Below are 18414 nucleotides of genomic sequence, written 5' to 3'. Positions count from 1 at the left end.
AGCGCTGCTGGTTTGAAACTGTCGAGACGCCGCCGGATCTTTGCCATATCTGATGCCCGCCGAAGGTGTTCGGCGAACTCGCAAAGTGCAGCCGCGAGGGTATTACTCAAGTTCCAGCGTGGCAGCACGATGCCACTTACAATCAAGATGAGTTTGCAGGATAGTTCGCAACATCCACAATCGCCCCGGCACCGGTCTTAACCAAACGCACCGGGAGCGTCGATCGCTCGTCCTGGATCAGGGAAGGAAGAGTACGTCGTACTGCTCGACGCCGCCGGGGAGATCGACGACACGCATCTCGCGGGGCAGTTGCTCGTCGTCGAAGAAGACGAGGCAGGTCTCGTAGTAGCCTGCGAGCATCTCTACGAATTCTCCAGTCTGCTGCGGGCCGTAAAAGAGCGGCGTGAACTCCATGTAGAATGGCACGCGCCGGGACAGGAGAGGTGTCATGGACCGGCAGGCGACAGGTTCGTAGCCTTCAATGTCCATCCAGACGAGACCGACATCGGCAGGATTGATCAAAAGCTCCTGGAGAACCTCAGTCACCGGCCTCACCGGGACACTGATTTTTCGGTCGCTGGGGCTTTTCCTGAAGGCACTGCTCTTGCCGTGGTTGTTTTCGTTCATGAAGAAGTCGATCCGGCCCGTGGTCGCTCCCGCGGCACAGTTGACGACCGTCACCGTCCCATCGAGGCCGTTCTGGTCGATATTCTTCCGAAGCAATTCGACGTTGCGCGGGTCGGGCTCCATGCTGACGATGCGCCGGTAAGCCCCGCTGAGCGCGAAGTAGACGGTCTGCGTGCCGATGTTGCCACCGATCTCAAGCAGACAGCTTGGCTGGTGCGAAAGTCCGCGTTCCCGCAGCACCGCCAGCAGCCGGTCGACATGCTGGCGCTCGAAATGTCCCTTGCGAAACACCTTCCGCCCGATGTAGTCGGCCGGCGAAAACGTCATCAGATGATCGCCAGCATCAACCGTCATCGACACCACTCGCGGGCCGATGTTCTCGATCAGCAGCCGCCGTCCGGTGCGGGTGTCGAAAAGCCTGGTCAGGACAGCATTGCGCGCCTTGCGAAGGCGCCTGCTCCAGAATTTCGCCGTCAGCCAGACGCGGCCGCTCATCTGTCTTTTCCTTCGATGAGGTTGACGGCCTTGTCGCTCGAAATGACGTAGACTTTCAAGGGCAGGGCGCGGCCGCGGACGCTGATTTCGCGGCTTTCCGCATGGGTGGTGTCGGCACCCGCAAGGCTTGCGACCGCATCGGAAATGACGATCGCAGCGTTGAACTCCTTGGCAGCAGTCTCCAGGCGGCTTGCGACATTGACCGTATCGCCGATGGCCGTGACGCTGCGCGTTCGGCCATAGCCAAGGGTTCCGACAACGGCGGGCCCGGTATGAATGCCGATAGCAATGTGAAGTGGCATGATGAGCTCGTCTCTCAGCTCCGCATCGAGCTTTGCGATGTCACGGACGATCGTGGCAGCCGCTTCGATCGCCTGGCGACACGCGTCCTCGGCCGAGTTGCCGATGCCGAAAAGCGCCATGGCGCCATCACCAATGAACTTGTCGATGCGCCCGCCAGCCTTTTCGACGGCATTGCCGACCAGCGCGAAATACCGGTTGAGCAGAAAGACGATATCGAAGGGAAGCCGTGTCTCGGTGAGCGAGGTGAAGTGGCGGATGTCGCAGAAGAGCACGGTGATCTCACGCTCACGCCCCGGGCTCGTCTCCTGGGTGTTGGGCGGTAATGTGTTTTCCGGCGCGGCCACCAGCAACGGCGCGACGGTGATGTCGTGTGTGGGCCGCAACTGGCAGGCAAGACGCACGTCAGAGGCCGCCTTGATCCTCTTGAGGGTCGACTGCTCCAGCTTATCGGGAGGCGGCAGGTCGTTGTCGTCGCTGAGGATCTGGACGCGGCAGGTCGAGCATTGCCCCTTGCCGCCGCAGACAGAGTAGTGCGGAACTCCGCCAAGACGGCTTGCCTCCAGAACCGTGAAGCCGCGCGGGACGCTTATCGCCTCGCCATCTGGATAGCGCACGGTGATCTGGTCGACGCGCTCGCGCCACCGTCTCAAGGTCCTGGCACCGACAACGATCAGGAGCGCTGCGGAAAACGAGCCATAGAGACCGGCCCGGATCATGGCGATCGTCTGCTGCGCCTCGGGGTTGGAGTAGTAGCGCGTGTTGAGGTTGTCGCGATAGCGATCGGTATTGACCATGCCCTCGTAGGCCGGCTCGGCGATCGTTCGACCCATTTCGATAAAGCCGAGAATGGCGAGTACCGGCAGCAGGATCGCGACGGCTAGGAGCATCGCGGCGACACGGTCATACCAGGGCCGGTAGCGCAGCCAGAAATGCAGGCCGATGCATCCGTGGGTCCAGACGAAAAGAAGGGCGACGACCTGTCGCCAGCCGGCGCCCGGAGAGGTGACCCAGAGCAGGCGAACGATCGTCTCGTAGTCATCGCGGTAGTGGAAGAGGGTATGGGCGATCCGGGTACCGATCACATGGTCCATCAACAGCAGCGGAATGGCGAGCCCGAGCACCATCTGCGCCATCTCCGCTGCCGGCATGACCAGGCTGCGGCGCTTGTAAACGGAGCGAAGGACAAGGCAGATATGGACGAACACCGCAGTGTAGAACACGAAGGTGCCCACGGGGTTGCGCCAGATCGCCAGGAAGATGCGTCGCCCGTCGTCTGCGGCCGACACTGAAATCAGTCCGAGCGCGTGGTTGGATAGATGCAGCAGGACGAACAGGAACATGACAAGCCCGGAGCCAAGCCGGGCCCTTCTGATCGAGCGCTCTGAAAAAATACCGGTGGCAGCGACTGTCGCCATTCATTCCCGTTCTTGAATACCAGGTGCCAAATACAATAGAGATGACGGAATTGAGGTTGAATTGCCGCCGCTGCGATTGCGAACGCCTTTCACTCTATCAGCAGAAAGCAGGCATGCTGACAATAACGTATTTTCCGGCGGCAGGCCCGGGCATCTGTTGTAAACAGTGTGTCTCGGCGGAGACATGGTGATGCGGGTTGCATTCTACGCGCCGCTGAAGTCCCCGAACCATCCCGTGCCTTCAGGCGATCGCCTCATGGCACGCCTCCTTGTGCAGGCTCTCGCGCTCCGCGGCCATTCCGTCGAGGTCATCTCCGAATTTCGGAGTTTTTGCGCGACCCCGGAAGAGACCGTCAAGCGTCAGGCTGCCGCGCGCAAGGAGCTGGCGCGATTGCGCAATGTCCTGTCTGGCGGCCTTCGGCCCGATCTCTGGTTCTGCTACCATCCCTATTACAAATCGCCGGATCTTTTCGGACCAGTCCTTTGCCGGGAGTTCTCGATCCCCTATGTCACGGCCGAGGCGTCTTATTCGAAAAAGCGCGACGAGGATGCATGGGCCTCGTTTCAAAGGCTGGTTATCGATGGTCTCGGACAGGCTTCCGTCAACATCTCGCTGACCGAGCGTGACAGGAGGGGCCTGTCGGAGGCTTTGCCCTCCGGTTCGTTTGCCATTCTGAGGCCCTTCATCGATACCGCACTTTTCCAGGGATCGCCGCATGCCCGGGAGCCTGGGCGTCTGATTGCCGTTGCGATGATGAGGAGCGGGGACAAGATGCGCAGCTATGTCATGCTTGCGCAGGCACTGGCCGGTCTGCAGGACCGTCCCTGGACACTGGCGATCGCCGGCGACGGGCCGATGCGCAGCGAGGTCGAGCAGCTGTTTTCCGGCTTCGGTGAGCGCATTGAATGGCTGGGACAGCTTGGAGCCGAGGAAGTTGCCCGCGAACTGTGCCGCTCCGGTCTCTACATATGGCCGGGCGCAGGGGAGGCCTATGGCCTTGCCTATCTCGAGGCGCAAGCAGCCGGCCTTCCCGTGGTCGCCCAGAAGACGGCGGGTGTTCCCGAGGTGGTCGTCGACGGCGAGACGGGCCTGCTGACAGCGGACGGCGACATCGAGGCGGTTTCTGCAGCGATCGCAAGGCTGCTCGACGAGCCCGACAGGCAACAGGCGATGGGCGCAAATGCCCGCCGCTTCGTTCTTGAAGAGCGGTCGCTCGAGATTGCGGCGCAAATGCTTGACCAGATCCTGCAGACCTGTTTGACACGACAGTCATGAGCGATGACCAAACCTTTGCGGCCTTGCGCCAGGAACTCGACCGCTGGCGGTCCGCCGGCCGGACAGCGCGCCTGTGGCTGCGGGACGACGATGCCGTCGAGGTTACGGGCGCGCTGGAACAGTTGCTCGATACCACCAGGCAGGCCACCGTTCCGCTGACCCTTGCCGTCATTCCGGCCTTCACAGGCGAGGCGCTGGTGGCACGGCTTGCACGGGAAGATCATGTGCTTGTTGCCGTTCACGGCTGGTCGCATGAAAATCATGCGGGTCCAGACGAAAAGAAGCAGGAACTCGGAAGCCATCGGCACGCCGACGTCGTGTTGGCACAGCTCCGCAACGGTCTGGACAGGCTCCGGCTCCTTCACGGTCCGAAGCTTGTTCCCATGCTGGTGCCGCCATGGAACAGGATCAGCGCGGAGCTTGTCCCGCGCCTTGAAGAGCAAGGCTTCGAGGTGCTGTCTGTGTTCGGCAGAATGAGGGACAATAGCCCGATCCGGCTCCTGAACACGCATGTCGACGTCGTCAATGCCCGGGGCCAGCGGGGCGACCGACCGCATGCGGATCTCGTCAGGGAACTGGTTGGCGAATTGCGGACCCGTTTTGCCGGCGGAGAGGACCCTTGCGCGCGGGAGCGGCCCGCCCCGGTTGACGAGCCGATCGGCATCCTCACCCACCATCTTGTCCATGGCGCCTCAGAGCGGGCGTTCCTTGCCCGTCTATTCGAAGAGACGGTGGATCATTCGGCCGTGTCCTGGATGTCCGCGACGGATCTGGTCGGCGGGCTGGGCCTTCCACAAGGGCGGGTAGAGTGAAGGGGAAGCCACGCCCATATCGGCCTTTCTGTCGATGTGCCTTCGGGCATGGGGTAACTATCCGGTCAGGACCGCAGCAGCCTGGGCACTTTGCCGTGCCTTTTTTGACACCGGCTCCCGCGGAGTCGGGTCGCAAATGCCACGTGTGTTGCGAACAATCTGCTGAAGGGATCCCGCATTGGGTGAACAGGATTATGTGCTCGCTGAGCTCGGAGGCCGGATAGTCGTCATATGCACAGAAGCAGCCGTCTTCAGAAAACATCTCAATCAAACATTCCCGCAAAAAGCCTTCGTCCTCATTGAGCATCGCTGCAACGTATTTCAGGGTAGGCTCCAGTCGCGGTAGTTCATGCTGCCCTGCTCCTTGAGATTTGATCAGTGCTGCCGGTTTTTGCTCTTCGCGAAACCAGCTTTTCCAAGCGTCCGACGGCGAGCGAGTTTGCCGATTTGATCCTGAACGCGATCAATGCTGATGTCTTTGGGGTCAAAGTCGCCTCCGTACCAGCGCTTCAATCGTCGGTGCTCCGGATGCCTTGGCTTCGCCATCACCTTCAGGAACTCCTCGAACCCTGATGTGCTGCCGACATCCTCGGGTGGCGCTCTGCGCTCTCCATTTATGAAGCGCGGATATTCGAGCAATGGATCAACCTCCTCAACGGCTTCGACCGTGATTGTGTGTTCCCAGTTGTCACCGAAATCATATGTGTAACGAAAGGTCGAAATCCCGCGCTCGATCAGCGCGGCGATCCGGGCGTTACTGGCGGCGTAAGTCTTGCGCCCATAGAACTCTTCCGGATCCGGCACATCGTAATACCGCCCACCAGCCTCGAACTCGAAGAGATGATAGCCTTCGAACAGCATTACCGCTTGAATGACATCATGCAAGGCTTTGAGGCTGCTTGTCAGAGGGACTTCGACCCTTCGCCATATTGGAGGTTCGAGATCGTTCAGCTGAATATGCAGCCTGGCAATTCGATCGGCGCTCATGGTGTCATGGCCGCTTTCTGGCGCAGTTCGTCGCCACGTTGGCGGTCGAGACAAGCCGCCGCAGGTCTTTGTCTACCCCAAGGTTCGTTCGGCAGTTCCGACTCCATCACTTAACTCGTTCCGGTCTTCAGTGCAGGGTACATCGATCGAGTTGACCAGAGAAGACTGGAGCAGAGGGTTGCTAGGCGGATTTGAGCGCACGCTGCATTTGAAGAGGTGAATCTGGTGAAGCGGTGCATCTGGTCTGTTCGCCTGGGCGGCCGCGCAGGTACCGGCTCGCGCCTCGCCGGAAAGTGCGACGCCCACAACCCAGAACGGACGGATTCGGCTGTCCCTTAAGCTTATCCGCATTCACGTTCCAAACGCTCGCTTGCCGCGCGAGTTCAATTAAATAGCAAAGTGATATTCCCGCAGCTCCGCTACTGTTTTAGGAAGCCCCTGGCGCTCGAGGGTTTCCAAATACTCTACTGCAGTCCTCGGTGGATTTTTTAGCCGGGCGCGACAGCGTTGCGCTGCGATTATTACACCAGCATTGTTCAGGCCGAATTGGTGAAAGATAAAATCGTCGGGGTGAAGGACTTCGATACCGTACTTGGAGGCGGCCTTCTTAGGAAAATCAGAGAGATTGAACGTTACGATGGCGTCGCTCGACGAGACTATTGCTGCGGCTAGAATGTGCCGATCGTCGGCGTCGGGAAGCGAGAGAGCGGGTACAAGGTCACCATAACCCTCAACGACACTGTCCGGCACCGCTGAGTTCATAAGTTCCTTTGTGCGGTTGAGCTGTTCGAGCGTTAAATCCTCGCGGTTCTTAAGAACATTGCGGATCCATTCATCATGGATCTGCTCTGACCACTTCGCTCGGAACAGCCCTGCCGCCGCGAGCTCCATGAGGAAATCTCGCAGCGGCGCTGGATAAAGGACGCAAGCGTCCAGGACGACGGTGTAGCTAGACTTCTTAATAGCCCATCCCCAAATCTTGGGCCTGGCTCGTCAGCTCGTCCATGAGCCGCTTTCTTTCGTCTTCGGTCTTTCGACGGTAATCGTCGAGGTCGCTGAATTTAATACGGCGATGGCTTCCGACCATATGGAAAGGGATTTTTCCTTCTTCCAAAAGCTTGATTAGGTAAGGGCGCGACACGTTGAGGTGATCTGCTGTCTCCTGAGTTGTCAGCTCAGCATGTACCGGTATCAAAGTTACAGCATTGCCCTGAGCCATTTCGGTCAGGAGGTGATACAGCAACTCACTGACAGCTTTGGGGAGCTTTAGGAGCTCTCCGCCGTCAACTTGGACTCGAAGTTCGGCACCTTCGTGCTTCGCGCGCGAAATGTAGCGACTAGCCTCAGCGGCCAATTCAGTATCGTCAGCCGACGGCAATATTGGGCGTTCTAGTAGTTGCGACATTGGTGACATCCTTCTTTTAATTTTTAGGAGGATATAGCAGTGTGAATCACTATTCGCAATATCCGCAACGACTGCAATATTCGCAACAAGTAAACTTTTTACGATGATGTTGGTTCCGCGAGCATCACGGCGGCTTTGGCTCCAAACGCGACGTAACGAAACATTAAACTGTCCGGGCCGGAACAGGTCTGGGGTTGCGCACGGCCGGAGAGCGAATCTCGCCCACGCTTCGCCGGTGCTTCCCCGAGAAGATGGGGACCTGACGCCAAGCGGGATCGAACCACTGGCCTCTTGCATGCCATGCAATGGGCCATCGTTTCCGGGTGTTTCCGTATGCCGTCGCACGTTGCCGTAACACCATCCATTTCAATGAAAATCTAGCACCATGCCTCCGTACGTTTCCGCTGGTTCCGATTTCGTGCTGTCGGCGGGATTATGGCTGAGATAGCCAGTTTCGTTCAGTCGTCATAAACCTTGCCCCGAAGTCGGTTGCCATCCACGTCGCTGATCTCGACAAGGTGGCCTCATGAACTCGCACATCCGAGTCCTTCAATTCAGCCGCAAGGCGGTAGAGGCTAAGATTGAGGAACTTATCGCGGCTCCTCGATCAACTCGACGGCGATGTGGATCTTGAACACGGCGCCGACAATGAACCATCTGTCGGCTCTGCATGGGTAGGAAATCGAGTGGTAGACGACATTGAGTTCGACGAGGCGGAGCGAGGCATCGCTGATAAGGACGCGCTTGAACTTTTCCAGAGTGATGGTGGGTTCGGGGAAGGGTTCCACTTCGACGGTTCCGGGCAGGCGATAGCGCGTCAGATGCTTGCAGGTAATCGTTAGCATCGACCTTGACGCCCCTTCCTTTCAGTGTCAGTTCGCTCTGGCGGCACTGAGAGGAACGAATGTCCAAAGACCAGAAGCCGCCGCATATCCACCTTGCCGTCGAAAATGACCGACTTGAACTGAATCGGCGTAATGCTGAGTTTGATCTACGCTGGCCTCTCAAGAGGTTGGCCGCCAACGTCCTTCGGATTGTGCGAGGCGCTGGCCGCCCGGAAGAGCTTGGGCGCCAGTGTGCTGAGGTAGTGAAAGCCTATCGCGACTATCATGATGCCCTGGGCGAATGGCCCAGTTCCTTCCTGATCTCTGACATTCTCCCCCTTCGCCATCGGGAGTATCACGCGCAGACCGACCGAGCGTGGGAATGGGAGGATGGGGTTCGGCAAATGGTCGCCGGGGTCTGCAGATTGCTGCGTCGCAACTGCTGGCTCAGAATACCCAGGAGCGCGCTGGGGAGAGTGAGATGTTTGATAGGCTGCGTATTATCGAAAAGCAGCGAAGTGAGAACGCCGCCGCTCGTACTCCCAAGCTGAGGAAGCCCGCAAAGCTCAAAGCGAAGCCGCAGGAGGGCCGCGGCTCCTAGAAGACCACAGATCGACTAATCCTAGGTTCCTGAAAGTTAAAGGTATCGGCACTCAGAAACGCGTCCAGATCAGCAACTAGGGACAGAATGGGTGCGCTTTCTGCGTGGTGTTAGCCTGTGGCCTCGTTCAGAGAAGCTGCTATGTCCTTAGTCGGCAGAATGAGACGCCGCTCCATGTTCTTCGTCTCCTGAAAGCCGAATTTTTTATAGAAAGTGACGGCCTCATCATCGAGAGCGTGGATTATCACGGCGCGAAAAGCGACTACTTGCGCGGCGGACACCACACTCATGAGCGCGTTTCTGAGGAGCGCTTTTCCAAGGCCATTACCTTGATATTCGGCATCGACCGCAAGTCGGGCTAGAACTGCAATCGGAATTTCGGTGGGAGCTTTTGACCCCTTCACCGATCGGGAAACATCGCTTCGGTGTATCATGCCCGCACAAACCGAATGGTAACCTACGACTTTGAAGTTTTCGTCCGCAATTACAAATGTACGGGTGTATCCCTGCTCCTGATTATGTAAGGCCATTTCCTTTAGCCACGAATCCAAGGAGGGCTTCCCCGACGAGAAGCCCTCAATGATGTGCTGATTTGCAATAGGGCAAGGTTTCCGATACGGCAAACGTCAGTCCATCCAATCTACTTTGATCTGAAAAAGCTTGACCAAGTTGTCTCTGGCGACGCCTGGAGCAGCAAGCTGCTCACTTACAGCTTCAAACACGTCAGCGGAAACGCCTATGAATCGTTGATCTAGCAACTCTTCTTGCGCGGCATACACAGAGGCTTCGGTCATGAACGCAGTTATGCTCTTTCCACAAACCTCAGCAGCACGTGCAATTAGATCATGCGTTTCCGGTTCAATCCGAAGATTGACGGTTTTGGTTTTCCTAAGAGCGGACATCATACTTCTCCATCAATCGCACAGTTGATTTTGATTTGTGCGACGTACTTGATGAACGTTCGAATACGATCATGTGTAGTCAATGTACATACGTTTCTATAATTTTCAATTACTGAAAAGCTTGCATTTCCGCTAATGCGCTGAATCCATTTCTGGATTTTTGTCATTCCGTAGCTTCGCGCGCCGACTATATGAGCACAGAGGAGGATACTGATTTCAGACATCAGCGCTTGTACTTCCCTGGTGCTTCCCCGGAACGAAGTCAATTTTTCGTCACGACCCAAGCCAATCCATATGGAATTGATTTTACAGGCAAGAATTTGGTGGAGCTAAGCGGGATCGAACCACTGGCCTCTTGCATGCCATGCAAGCGCTCCCCATCGATACCGACCAGCGAACGGGTCCCGAGATGCGCCGCGCGCTTTGATTAGCTCAGATCTCGACGAGCTGATTGTCATGCGCCGCAAAGGCGCCCGAAAATTCCGCCCTGGCATCGCATTCCATCTGATCCAGCTGTGTGTCCGTGCGCGAGGGCGCATGATGGAAAAGCGCGAACTTCTTGGCGCCCGCCATCTTCGCGAGTTCGACGCCGTGTTCCCAGGTGGAATGGCCGAAACCCTTGAAACGCTGCATCTCGTCTTCGTTGTAGGTGCAATCGTAGACGACGAGGTCGGCGTCCTTCATCATCTCCAGCGCAACCGGATCATGAACGCCCGGGATATGCTCGATGTCGTAAATCAGTGCGACCGAGCGACCGTTCCACTCGACGCGGTAACCGATCGCCCCACCCGGATGGTTCAGTGTGTAGGTCTTGATCTTGACGCCGGGACGCGGTTCCAGCGTCTGGCCGGCATGAAAATCGCGGAAGTTCATCGTCGCCTGGCAGATGTCGGTCTTCACAGGGAACCATGGCGGGCTGATGAACTGCTCGATCATCTCGCGCGTGCTCATCTTGCCGTCCAGGTGCCCCGACCAGATCGTCAGATCGATGGTCGGGTAGTAGATCGCCTTGAAGAACGGCAGGCCAATGATGTGGTCGTAGTGGCAGTGGCTGAAGAACAGGTCGACGTTGTGGACGTCCTCGCTGAGCATGGCAAGGCCGGCTTCGCGTACGCCCGATCCGGCGTCGAAGATCATCCGGTATTCACCGCAGCGGATTTCGATGCACGAGGTGTTGCCACCGTAGCGGACGAATTCGGGACCCGAGACCGGGATGCTGCCGCGAACGCCCCAAAACTTTACCTGAAACTGATCTTTACTCATCGCGTTTTCAAAATGGGCCGACCTAACAACGCTATCGTAATCCTATCACGATTAGCAAGCGACGCGTTGTTTTCCATGGACTTCCCTGTGTCGTTGGTACCGTTTCTAACCCTATCCGGTGAAGTGGTAGATTTTCCTAAGCAATCTGTTTTCGTTCCGGAAAGCAACTGCCTATGGTTTGTATTCGGTAAACGGACCCTGATGCCCGGCAAGGGACGCGGCAGGGTTCCGCAGCCTTCCTGCATTAAATGGTTGCTCGGCCCTGAAAATACAAATCCCGGCTCCTTACCCATTCGTCTTACCGGATCACGGCAGTATCGATCTTCGCCGGATGCCGCCGTCGTCTCAGTGCAACCCGCCGACACCTAGAAGACGCTCAACTGCATCCTGATCCTCAAGCAACGTTTGCGGCGCACCGGTAAACGCCAGGCGGCCGCGTTCGAGGACGATCACATGGTCGGCAAAGTCAAGCGCGCTCTGGATCCGCTGCTCGACAAGCAGGATTGTCATGTCGCCCGTGCGTGCCAGCTCGGCGAAGGCCGTCATCAGCTCCTCGCAGATGACGGGCGCCAGCCCCTCAAGCGGCTCGTCGAGCAGAAGCACCGACGGCCGGCCGAGAATGCTGCGTGCCGTCGATAGCATCTGCTGTTCGCCGCCCGAGAGCTGACCGCCGAGGTTGCGGCGCCGCTCCTTCAGGCGTGGGAACATCCCGTAGGCTTCCTCCAGTGCGCTTCTCGGGCGCCCCTTCAATCCGACGAAAAGGTTTTCCTCCACGGTCAATGTCGGGAAGATGCATCGTGCCTGCGGCACGTAGCCCAGTCCGGTGTGGGCGCGTGCTGCACTCGCCATTGCGGTCACATCGGTAGCACCGATGCGGATCGTGCCCGCGTAGCGCCTGGTCTGGCCGGCAAGTGTGGCAAGCAGCGTCGTCTTTCCCATGCCGTTTCGACCGAGGATCGCAAGGCGTGCGCCGGCCGGAACCTTGAACGAAACGTTTTCGAGGACGCGGGTCGGCCCATAGCCGGCCGACAGGTTCTCGACGTCAAGCGGCGTGGCTGGCATTGGCATAGCTCCCGAGATAGGCCTCGCGAACGCAGGCATCCTTGGTGACGTCAGCGGGCGACCCGTCGAAGATGATCGCGCCTGCAGCGAGGACGACGACGCGTTTGGCGAAGCGGAAGACGAGGTCCATGTCGTGCTCGATCATCAGGACGGCGAGATCGGCGGGCAGGTCGGCGAGCGCCTGCTCGATCCGTCCGGTATCGCTTTGGGGAACGCCGGCCGCCGGCTCGTCGAGGAGCAGTACCTTCGGCCTGAGAGCCATGGCAACGGCGATTTCGAGAAGCCGTTGCTGGCCATAGGCGATCTCGTTCACCCTGCGGTGCATCAGATGCGCAATGCCGAGTGTGGAAAGAAGGTCATTCACCTCGTCCATCACATCAGGCATGGAAAGGAAATTCCCGAACATGCGACCAGAACGTCTGCGGCGCTGGAGGATGGCAAGGGCAACGTGCTCGGCGGGCGTCATCTCCAGGAACAGCCGGGTGACCTGGAAGGATCTAACCAGGCCACGCTGGACGCGGCCGTTGGCGCCAACCCTGGTGACGATTTCGCCAGCAAGCCGGACATCTCCGGAATCGGGCTTCAGATTGCCCGTCACCAGATTGACGAAAGTGGTCTTTCCCGCGCCGTTTGGTCCGATCAGCGCCACCCGGTCGCCTGGCTCCATCGACAGGGAGACGTCGTTCGTCACAGCAAGCCCGCCGAAGGACTTCCTGAGGTTGATGACTTCGAAGACGGCGCTCATTCTCCCGCCTCCCTTCTGCGGCCGAGCAGGGCTGCAACGGAACCGTAAAGCCCCTTCGGCGCAAACAGGACCACCGCGATCAAAAGCACGCCCACCATGGTCAGCCAGTGAAACGGGTTTGCCGCCGAGACATAGTCCTCAAACAGCATGAAGATGACGGTTCCCGAAAGCGCGCCGAACAGCGAGCCCGTTCCACCGAGGACAAGCATGACCAGCGATTCGGCCGACAGCGTGAAGGAGAGACTGTCCAGACCAACCACCTGCGTGGTGATGGCGTTCAATGCCCCTCCGACGCCCGCAACGGCGCCGGAGACGACGTACATCTTCAACAGCGCTGCCTTCGGCGAGGCACCCATGGCGCGGATGCGCACCGGATCCTCCTTGATCCCGCGACACAACATGCCGAAGGGCGAGCGTACGAGAAGGCGCAGAAGCACGAAGACGAGAACAAGCAGGACGATCGCGAAAACATAGGCGGTGTGGCCGTAGAGATCGAATTCGAACGTACCGAAGATCGGGTCAGCGGAAATGCCGGACAGGCCATCACTGCCGCCGGTCCAGCTTGATGTCTTGTTGGCGAATTCGTGGAAGAGATGGATGAGGGCGATAGACAGCACCAGTTGGGGAAGGCCATGGCCACGCAGGATGACCACGCCGCTGACGAGCCCGGCGAGCGCGCCGCCGAGGACGCCTGCCAGCGTCATCAGCAGGGGATCATTGATGCCGTAGTGCGCCGACAGGATGCCGGCCGCATATGCGCCCGATCCGAAGAGGGCTGCATGGCCGAGCGTCGCGATGCCACAATAGCCGGTGACGAGGTCAAGCGACAGGACAAGCAGGGCGACTGCGACGATGCGGGTGAGCAGGGCCAGATTGTCTGGGAAAAGCAGGTAGCCGACGACGGCAGCAATGGTAATGACGGCAACGCCCGCCAGATCCCGTCCCGCCTGACGGCGCGGGCGGGCTTGAGCAAGCAGGGCTCTTTCGGTGTTCATGACGGCAGCCAATCTATTTCATCCTCCCCGCAAGGCCACGCGGAAAGATGCAGATGATGGCGATGACCGCGAGGTAGAAGAAGAATTCGCCGAATTCCGGCATGAGGTAACGCCCGGTCGTGTCGACAGCACCGAGAAGCAGGCAGGCAATGAGTGCGCCGGGGATCGAGCCCGCGCCGCCGACCGAGACGACGACAAGGAAGGTCACCATGTACCTCAGGGCATAGTAGGGTTCGACGGGCAGCAGTTCCGCGCCGACCACGCCGCCGAAGGCGGCAAGGCCGACGGCAACGGCAAAACTTAAGGCATAGATGATTTCGGTGCGCACCCCGAGTGCAGCCGCCATGGCGGCATTGTCGACGGAGGCGCGCAGCTTGACCCCGAAGCTGGTTCTTTCAATCGCATACCAGAGACCGGCGGCGACAGCGAGCCCGCAGAAAATCGCGAAGAGTCGGTGAACGGGAATTGTCCGGAACCCGAGATCGGCCGAGCCCTGAAGATCTTGCGGCAGGGGGATCGTCTTCAGCGTCGGGCCGAACACATAGTTGGCAATGCCTATGATGCAGAAGGTGATGCCGATGGTCATCAGCACCTGCGTCAGCTCAGGCGCTCCGTAGATGCGCCGGTACAGAAAGCGTTCGATAGGAACCGCGATAATGACGGTGCCGACAACCGCCAGAAGGACAGCGATGCCGTAGCCAAGCCCGAGGTCGCGCGCAGCATAGGAGGCAATGTAGCCGCCGATCATGGCGAATGCGCCGTGCGCGAGATTGACGACCCGCATCAACCCCATCGTCACCGACAGACCGATCGAGATGACGAACAGTACCATGCCATAGGCGAGCGCATCGACGGCTATGCTGAAGACAGTTTGCATGAGGCTATCCCGATGCTGTTTGGGCGCGGCAGGCAAGCCCGCCTGCAGCTTTTGCGCTGCAGACTTTCCTCTCCGGCCGCAGGATCAAAGGCCTTTACTTGGCGGCCGCAAGGCCAGGGTCGCCCTGCTTTTCGAACGTCTGGATCTCCTTGTTGTAATAGGTGCCATCGTCGGCCTTCGTCACCTCGCGCAGGTAGATGTTCTGTGTGATATGGCGGCTCTCGGGATCGATCGTTACCGGACCGCGCGGGCTGACCCAGGTCAGGCCTTTGACCGCTTCGACGGCCTTGGCCGCATCCTGCTTGCCGCCGGTTGCCTCGATCATCTTGTAGATGACATTCATGCCGTCATAAGCACCGACGGCTGGAAAGGAGAGTTCCGCCTTGTTGCCGATCGCCTTTGCCGCAGCCTCGACGAAGGCCTTGTTCTCGGGCGAGTCGTGCGAGACGGCATAATGGAAGGTCGTCTTGATGCCGAGAGCGGCATCGCCGAGGGCCGGAAGGTCGGATTCCTGCGTCAGGTCGCCAGGAGCAAAGAACTTGATGCCGGCAGCCTTGAGGCCGTTCTCGTTGTAGGCCTTGACGAAGCCGAGCGTAGTCGGGCCTGAGGGCAGGAACGCAAACACCCCTTGGGCGCCCGAGTCCTTGATCCGCTGCATGATAGGACTGAAATCATTGGTCGAGAGCGGCATGCGGATCGCCTCGACGACCTTGCCGCCTTCCTTCTCGAAGGCAGCCTTGAAGGCGTTCTCGGCATCGACGCCCGGACCATAATCGCTGACCACCGAAATAACTTTGCTGACGCCGTCGTCATGGGCAACCTTGGCGATCGGTGTCGAGGTCTGCCACGTGGTGAACGACGTGCGCACCACCAGTGGGCTCTTCGTGACGATGGCCGATGTTGCCGCATTCATGATCACGAGCGGCGTGTTCGCCTGCTTCAGGATCGGTGCCACGGCCATGGCGTCGGGCGTGAAATAGAAGCCAGCGAGGTACTGCACCTTCTCCTTGACCACCAGTTCCTGCGCCAGGGCCTTCGACTGCGCGGGATCGGCGGCCGGCAGGTCGCGATAGATCACCTCGACGGTGTTGTCTGCGACCTTGGCGCCGTTGATCGCCATATAGGCGTCAATGCCGGCCTTGAAATTCTTACCCTGCAGGGCAAACGGACCCGAGAACGGACCGACCACGCCAACCTTGATGGTCTCTGCATAGGCCCCCGTGCTCATGACAATCGCCGCGACGGCAGCCAGGACAAACCGTTTCATAAAATCCTCCCAATAACGATGGCGCACTCCCACGCCGGATTAGCAAAGAGCCAAAACCGTGGCGATAGTGTCTCACCCAAAACGGTGATGTAAAATGAAATAAAAGCCGCAAATCATAGTTCAGGGGTTATGGTTTCGCGCCGATCCTTTCGATAGTTCCTGCCAGTTGAAGGCCGAGCCGAAGGGATGCGGCCGATGCCATAACCATTTGCGGCAGGATCAACCATTCCAGCATCCAGGCAGCACCCGAGCGCTCCTGTTCGTGCACCAGCGACTGGTGGCATCCAGACAGCAGGGTTGCATTGAACCGCGCAAGCGCCACCAATGCTTCCGCAGCCACCGGGTTCTGCTTGTGCGCCATGGCGGAGGAGCCGCCTCCGCCCGAAAGCTCGATCTCGTCGCCCGCCTGCGCAAGCAGCGCGACATCCTGGCCGAACTTACCGAGGCTGCCCGAGATCAGCGACAGCAGACCCGCATAGTCGGCAATGACAGCGCGCTGGCTTTGCCATTGCGGGATGTCGGAAAGGCCGATTTCCCTGGCAAGGGTCGCGCGGATCGCATCTGCCCTGTCATCCAGCCTGTCCAGCGTGCCCGCGGCACCCCCGAACTGCAAGGGCAGACGCTGCTCGGTCAACCTGTCGCGATAGCAGTCGATGGGTGCCCGCCAGGCGCAAATGCGATCCGAAACGATAATCTTTATCGCCGCCTGCATGCGCGTCCGCCCCATCAGCGGATTGTGTCCAAAGGACCTGTCGAGATTGTCAAACGCGGTCGACAGGTCAGAGAGCCGGTTGGATAGCAGGAAGGCGACAGCCTTCAGGCGGACCATGAGGCTGGTGTCGATGACGTCCTGGCTGGTGGCGCCGAGATGCACGAACTCGGAATAGGGATCGCCAACGACCTTCCGGAGCTGTTTGACGAGATCGGCAACGACCACGCCGTCGCGGGCTGTCGCGACCCTCAGCTCCAGAAAATCCGGCCTGAAGGTCTTGCAGGCGTCGCCGATGTGGTGGGCAGCTTCATGCGGAATGAGGCCCTCGGCCGCTTCGGCCTTTGCCAATGCAGCCTCGAAGGCAAGCATGGTGCTGATATCGGTCTCTACCGAAAAATAGTGGCCAATTTCTTCGTCGCCGAGAAGCCCGGACAGTAAAGGGTGGTCAAAGGCTGAGACGGTCATCTGTGGTTCCCTTCCTCAAATATCGAGGAACACGGTCTCCCGCTCGCCCTGGAGACGGATATCGAAGGTCAATGTCGACCCCTCCCTCGTCGCGATCAGTGTATCGACACGGTCCCGGTGCTCGATGCGCAAGAGCAGCGGGTCTGCCTGGTTCGCCTCGACCTCCTCGGGAAAATACATGCGCGTGTGCAGGCCGATGTTGATGCCGCGAGCGACAATCCAGACGGTTAGGTGCGGTGCCATCTTTCGTCCGTCCTTGAACGGGACGACACCTGGCTTGACGGTTTCGAAGGTGAAGACGCCATCCTCCGCGCGGGTTGCGCACCGGCCCCAACCGGTAAAGTTCGGATCGGCAGTGCCGCGCATTTCCGAGGGGCTGTTGTAGAGGCCGGCGCTGTCGGCCTGCCAGATTTCGATGACGGCATCGCGCACCAGCGCGCCCGCACCGTCGAACACGCGGCCTGTCACCGTGATGCGCTCGCCGAGCGTCTTGTCGTTGACCATGACCGTGCCGAGGTCGGTGTCGTAGACCCCTTCGATCGCACAGAAGTTGGGGGTGAGCCCGATGTGAACGTAAGGGCCCGCCGTCTGCGACGGCGTTTCCTTGAGGTAGCCGAGTTCCTGTACCATCAGTTTCCCTCCGGGCGGTTTTCGAACATCGTCGAGCGGCGTCCGCGCAGCACGATGTCGAACTTGTAGGCGCGAGCGTCCATCGGGATCGTGTTGCCCCAGTCGAGCGGCGCAATCAACTGCTCGATGGCGCGCTTGTCGGGGATGGTGCCCACGATCGGACATTTCCAGATCATCGGATCCCCCTCGAAATACATCTGGGTGATCAGGCGCTGGGCAAAGCCGTGGCCGAAGATCGAGAAATGGATATGGGCCGGCCGCCAGTCATTGACCCCATTCGGCCACGGATAGGCGCCGGGGCGAACGGTCCTGAAGGCATAGCGCCCCTCGTCGTCCGTTACACAGCGCCCGCAACCGCCAAAGTTCGGGTCGATCGCGGCAAGGTAGGTTTCCTTCTTGTGTCGGTAACGGCCGCCGGCGTTGGCCTGCCAGAACTCGACGAGGGCACCCGGTACCGGGCGCGCGCGCTCATCGAGGACACGGCCGTGGACGACGATACGCTCGCCGATCGCACTTTCACCCGGCCGGGCATAGTTGTGGATCAGATCGTTGTCGAGCTCGCCGATCATCGATTGCCCGAAGACCGGGCCAGTTATCTCGGAGATCGTTCCTTCGAGCGACAGGAGCGCGCGCTGCGGCGAGCGCAGGACGGAGGTCTTGTAGCCCGGCGTGAGGGCTGGTGCATGCCAAGCCCGGTCACGGGCAAAGAAGGCGCCTGTTTCCGGCTTGCGATTGGTGAGGTCGGACATCC

The 18414-nt window shown here is 59.4% G+C and carries 19 protein-coding genes; 2 read left to right on the top strand and 17 right to left on the bottom strand.

Translation table 11 applies throughout. From position 1 onward, the window contains the following. Positions 1-237 precede the first annotated feature (237 nt). Positions 238-1122 carry an FkbM family methyltransferase gene (locus tag FHT77_RS23960; protein ID WP_183757330.1) on the bottom strand — a complete coding sequence of 295 codons (885 nt, stop codon included), beginning with the start codon at positions 1120-1122 and terminating at the stop codon, positions 238-240. Next, a complete protein-coding gene (locus FHT77_RS23955) occupies positions 1119-2840 on the bottom strand; it encodes an adenylate/guanylate cyclase domain-containing protein (protein ID WP_183757329.1) in 1722 nt (573 codons plus the stop codon). Before FHT77_RS23955 ends, FHT77_RS23960 begins: the two co-directional genes overlap by 4 nt. Positions 2841-3030: 190 nt before the next feature. Between FHT77_RS23955 and FHT77_RS23950 the strand changes: the two genes are divergently transcribed. Together FHT77_RS23950 and FHT77_RS23945 are read left to right on the top strand one after the other, a co-directional pair. Beyond that, a complete protein-coding gene (locus tag FHT77_RS23950) occupies positions 3031-4116 on the top strand; it encodes a glycosyltransferase family 4 protein (protein ID WP_183757328.1) in 1086 nt (361 codons plus the stop codon). Next, positions 4113-4928, top strand: a complete 816-nt coding sequence (locus FHT77_RS23945) for a polysaccharide deacetylase family protein (RefSeq protein ID WP_183757327.1) — start codon at positions 4113-4115, stop codon at positions 4926-4928. The genes FHT77_RS23950 and FHT77_RS23945 overlap by 4 nt, the downstream gene beginning before the upstream one ends. Positions 4929-5303: 375 nt before the next feature. On the opposite strand, the gene FHT77_RS23940 is transcribed toward FHT77_RS23945, so the two are convergent. The 15 genes from FHT77_RS23940 to pcaH form a co-directional block, all read right to left on the bottom strand. Further along, positions 5304-5915, bottom strand: a complete 612-nt coding sequence (locus FHT77_RS23940) for a plasmid pRiA4b ORF-3 family protein (protein WP_183757326.1) — start codon at positions 5913-5915, stop codon at positions 5304-5306. Positions 5916-6302: 387 nt separating this feature from the next. Beyond that, positions 6303-6851: a PIN domain-containing protein gene (locus FHT77_RS23935; RefSeq protein ID WP_210281015.1), complete on the bottom strand. Its 549-nt coding sequence runs from the start codon at positions 6849-6851 to the stop codon at positions 6303-6305. Between the two features lie 22 nt (positions 6852-6873). After that, positions 6874-7320, bottom strand: coding sequence for a helix-turn-helix domain-containing protein (locus FHT77_RS23930; protein WP_183757325.1), 447 nt, complete (start codon positions 7318-7320; stop codon positions 6874-6876). Between the two features lie 590 nt (positions 7321-7910). Beyond that, positions 7911-8165 (bottom strand): hypothetical protein, encoded by a 255-nt coding sequence (locus FHT77_RS23925; protein ID WP_183757324.1) that lies wholly within the window; start codon positions 8163-8165, stop codon positions 7911-7913. 690 nt (positions 8166-8855) lie between these two features. Next, positions 8856-9296 (bottom strand): GNAT family N-acetyltransferase, encoded by a 441-nt coding sequence (locus FHT77_RS23920; RefSeq protein WP_246712747.1) that lies wholly within the window; start codon positions 9294-9296, stop codon positions 8856-8858. Between the two features lie 75 nt (positions 9297-9371). Beyond that, a complete protein-coding gene (locus FHT77_RS23915; RefSeq protein WP_183770363.1) occupies positions 9372-9650 on the bottom strand; it encodes a DUF1778 domain-containing protein in 279 nt (92 codons plus the stop codon). Between the two features lie 429 nt (positions 9651-10079). Next, positions 10080-10910 carry an MBL fold metallo-hydrolase gene (locus FHT77_RS23910; RefSeq protein ID WP_183757322.1) on the bottom strand — a complete coding sequence of 277 codons (831 nt, stop codon included), beginning with the start codon at positions 10908-10910 and terminating at the stop codon, positions 10080-10082. 345 nt (positions 10911-11255) lie between these two features. Beyond that, positions 11256-11972 (bottom strand): ABC transporter ATP-binding protein, encoded by a 717-nt coding sequence (locus tag FHT77_RS23905; protein WP_183757321.1) that lies wholly within the window; start codon positions 11970-11972, stop codon positions 11256-11258. Continuing rightward, positions 11953-12717 carry an ABC transporter ATP-binding protein gene (locus FHT77_RS23900; RefSeq protein ID WP_183757320.1) on the bottom strand — a complete coding sequence of 255 codons (765 nt, stop codon included), beginning with the start codon at positions 12715-12717 and terminating at the stop codon, positions 11953-11955. Before FHT77_RS23900 ends, FHT77_RS23905 begins: the two co-directional genes overlap by 20 nt. Beyond that, positions 12714-13724 (bottom strand): branched-chain amino acid ABC transporter permease, encoded by a 1011-nt coding sequence (locus FHT77_RS23895; RefSeq protein WP_409527471.1) that lies wholly within the window; start codon positions 13722-13724, stop codon positions 12714-12716. The genes FHT77_RS23900 and FHT77_RS23895 overlap by 4 nt, the downstream gene beginning before the upstream one ends. Before the next feature lies 1 nt (position 13725). Further along, positions 13726-14589, bottom strand: coding sequence for a branched-chain amino acid ABC transporter permease (locus FHT77_RS23890; RefSeq protein ID WP_183757318.1), 864 nt, complete (start codon positions 14587-14589; stop codon positions 13726-13728). A gap of 94 nt (positions 14590-14683) precedes the next feature. Next, the gene (locus FHT77_RS23885) at positions 14684-15856 is read right to left on the bottom strand and encodes an ABC transporter substrate-binding protein (protein ID WP_183757317.1); all 1173 of its coding nucleotides are present in this window, start codon (positions 15854-15856) and stop codon (positions 14684-14686) included. 127 nt (positions 15857-15983) lie between these two features. Continuing rightward, positions 15984-17033, bottom strand: a complete 1050-nt coding sequence (locus tag FHT77_RS23880; RefSeq protein ID WP_183757316.1) for a 3-carboxy-cis,cis-muconate cycloisomerase — start codon at positions 17031-17033, stop codon at positions 15984-15986. Between the two features lie 15 nt (positions 17034-17048). Further along, positions 17049-17663, bottom strand: coding sequence for a protocatechuate 3,4-dioxygenase subunit alpha (gene pcaG / locus FHT77_RS23875; protein ID WP_183757315.1), 615 nt, complete (start codon positions 17661-17663; stop codon positions 17049-17051). Then, positions 17663-18412 carry a protocatechuate 3,4-dioxygenase subunit beta gene (gene pcaH / locus FHT77_RS23870; protein WP_183757314.1) on the bottom strand — a complete coding sequence of 250 codons (750 nt, stop codon included), beginning with the start codon at positions 18410-18412 and terminating at the stop codon, positions 17663-17665. Before pcaH ends, pcaG begins: the two co-directional genes overlap by 1 nt. Between the last annotated feature and the right edge of the window lie 2 nt (positions 18413-18414).

The organism is Rhizobium sp. BK181, assembly GCF_014193305.1.
GTDB lineage: Bacteria > Pseudomonadota > Alphaproteobacteria > Rhizobiales > Rhizobiaceae > Rhizobium.
Note: the sequence above shows the minus strand (reverse complement) of the source record. Positions and strands in the feature narration are given on the sequence as shown.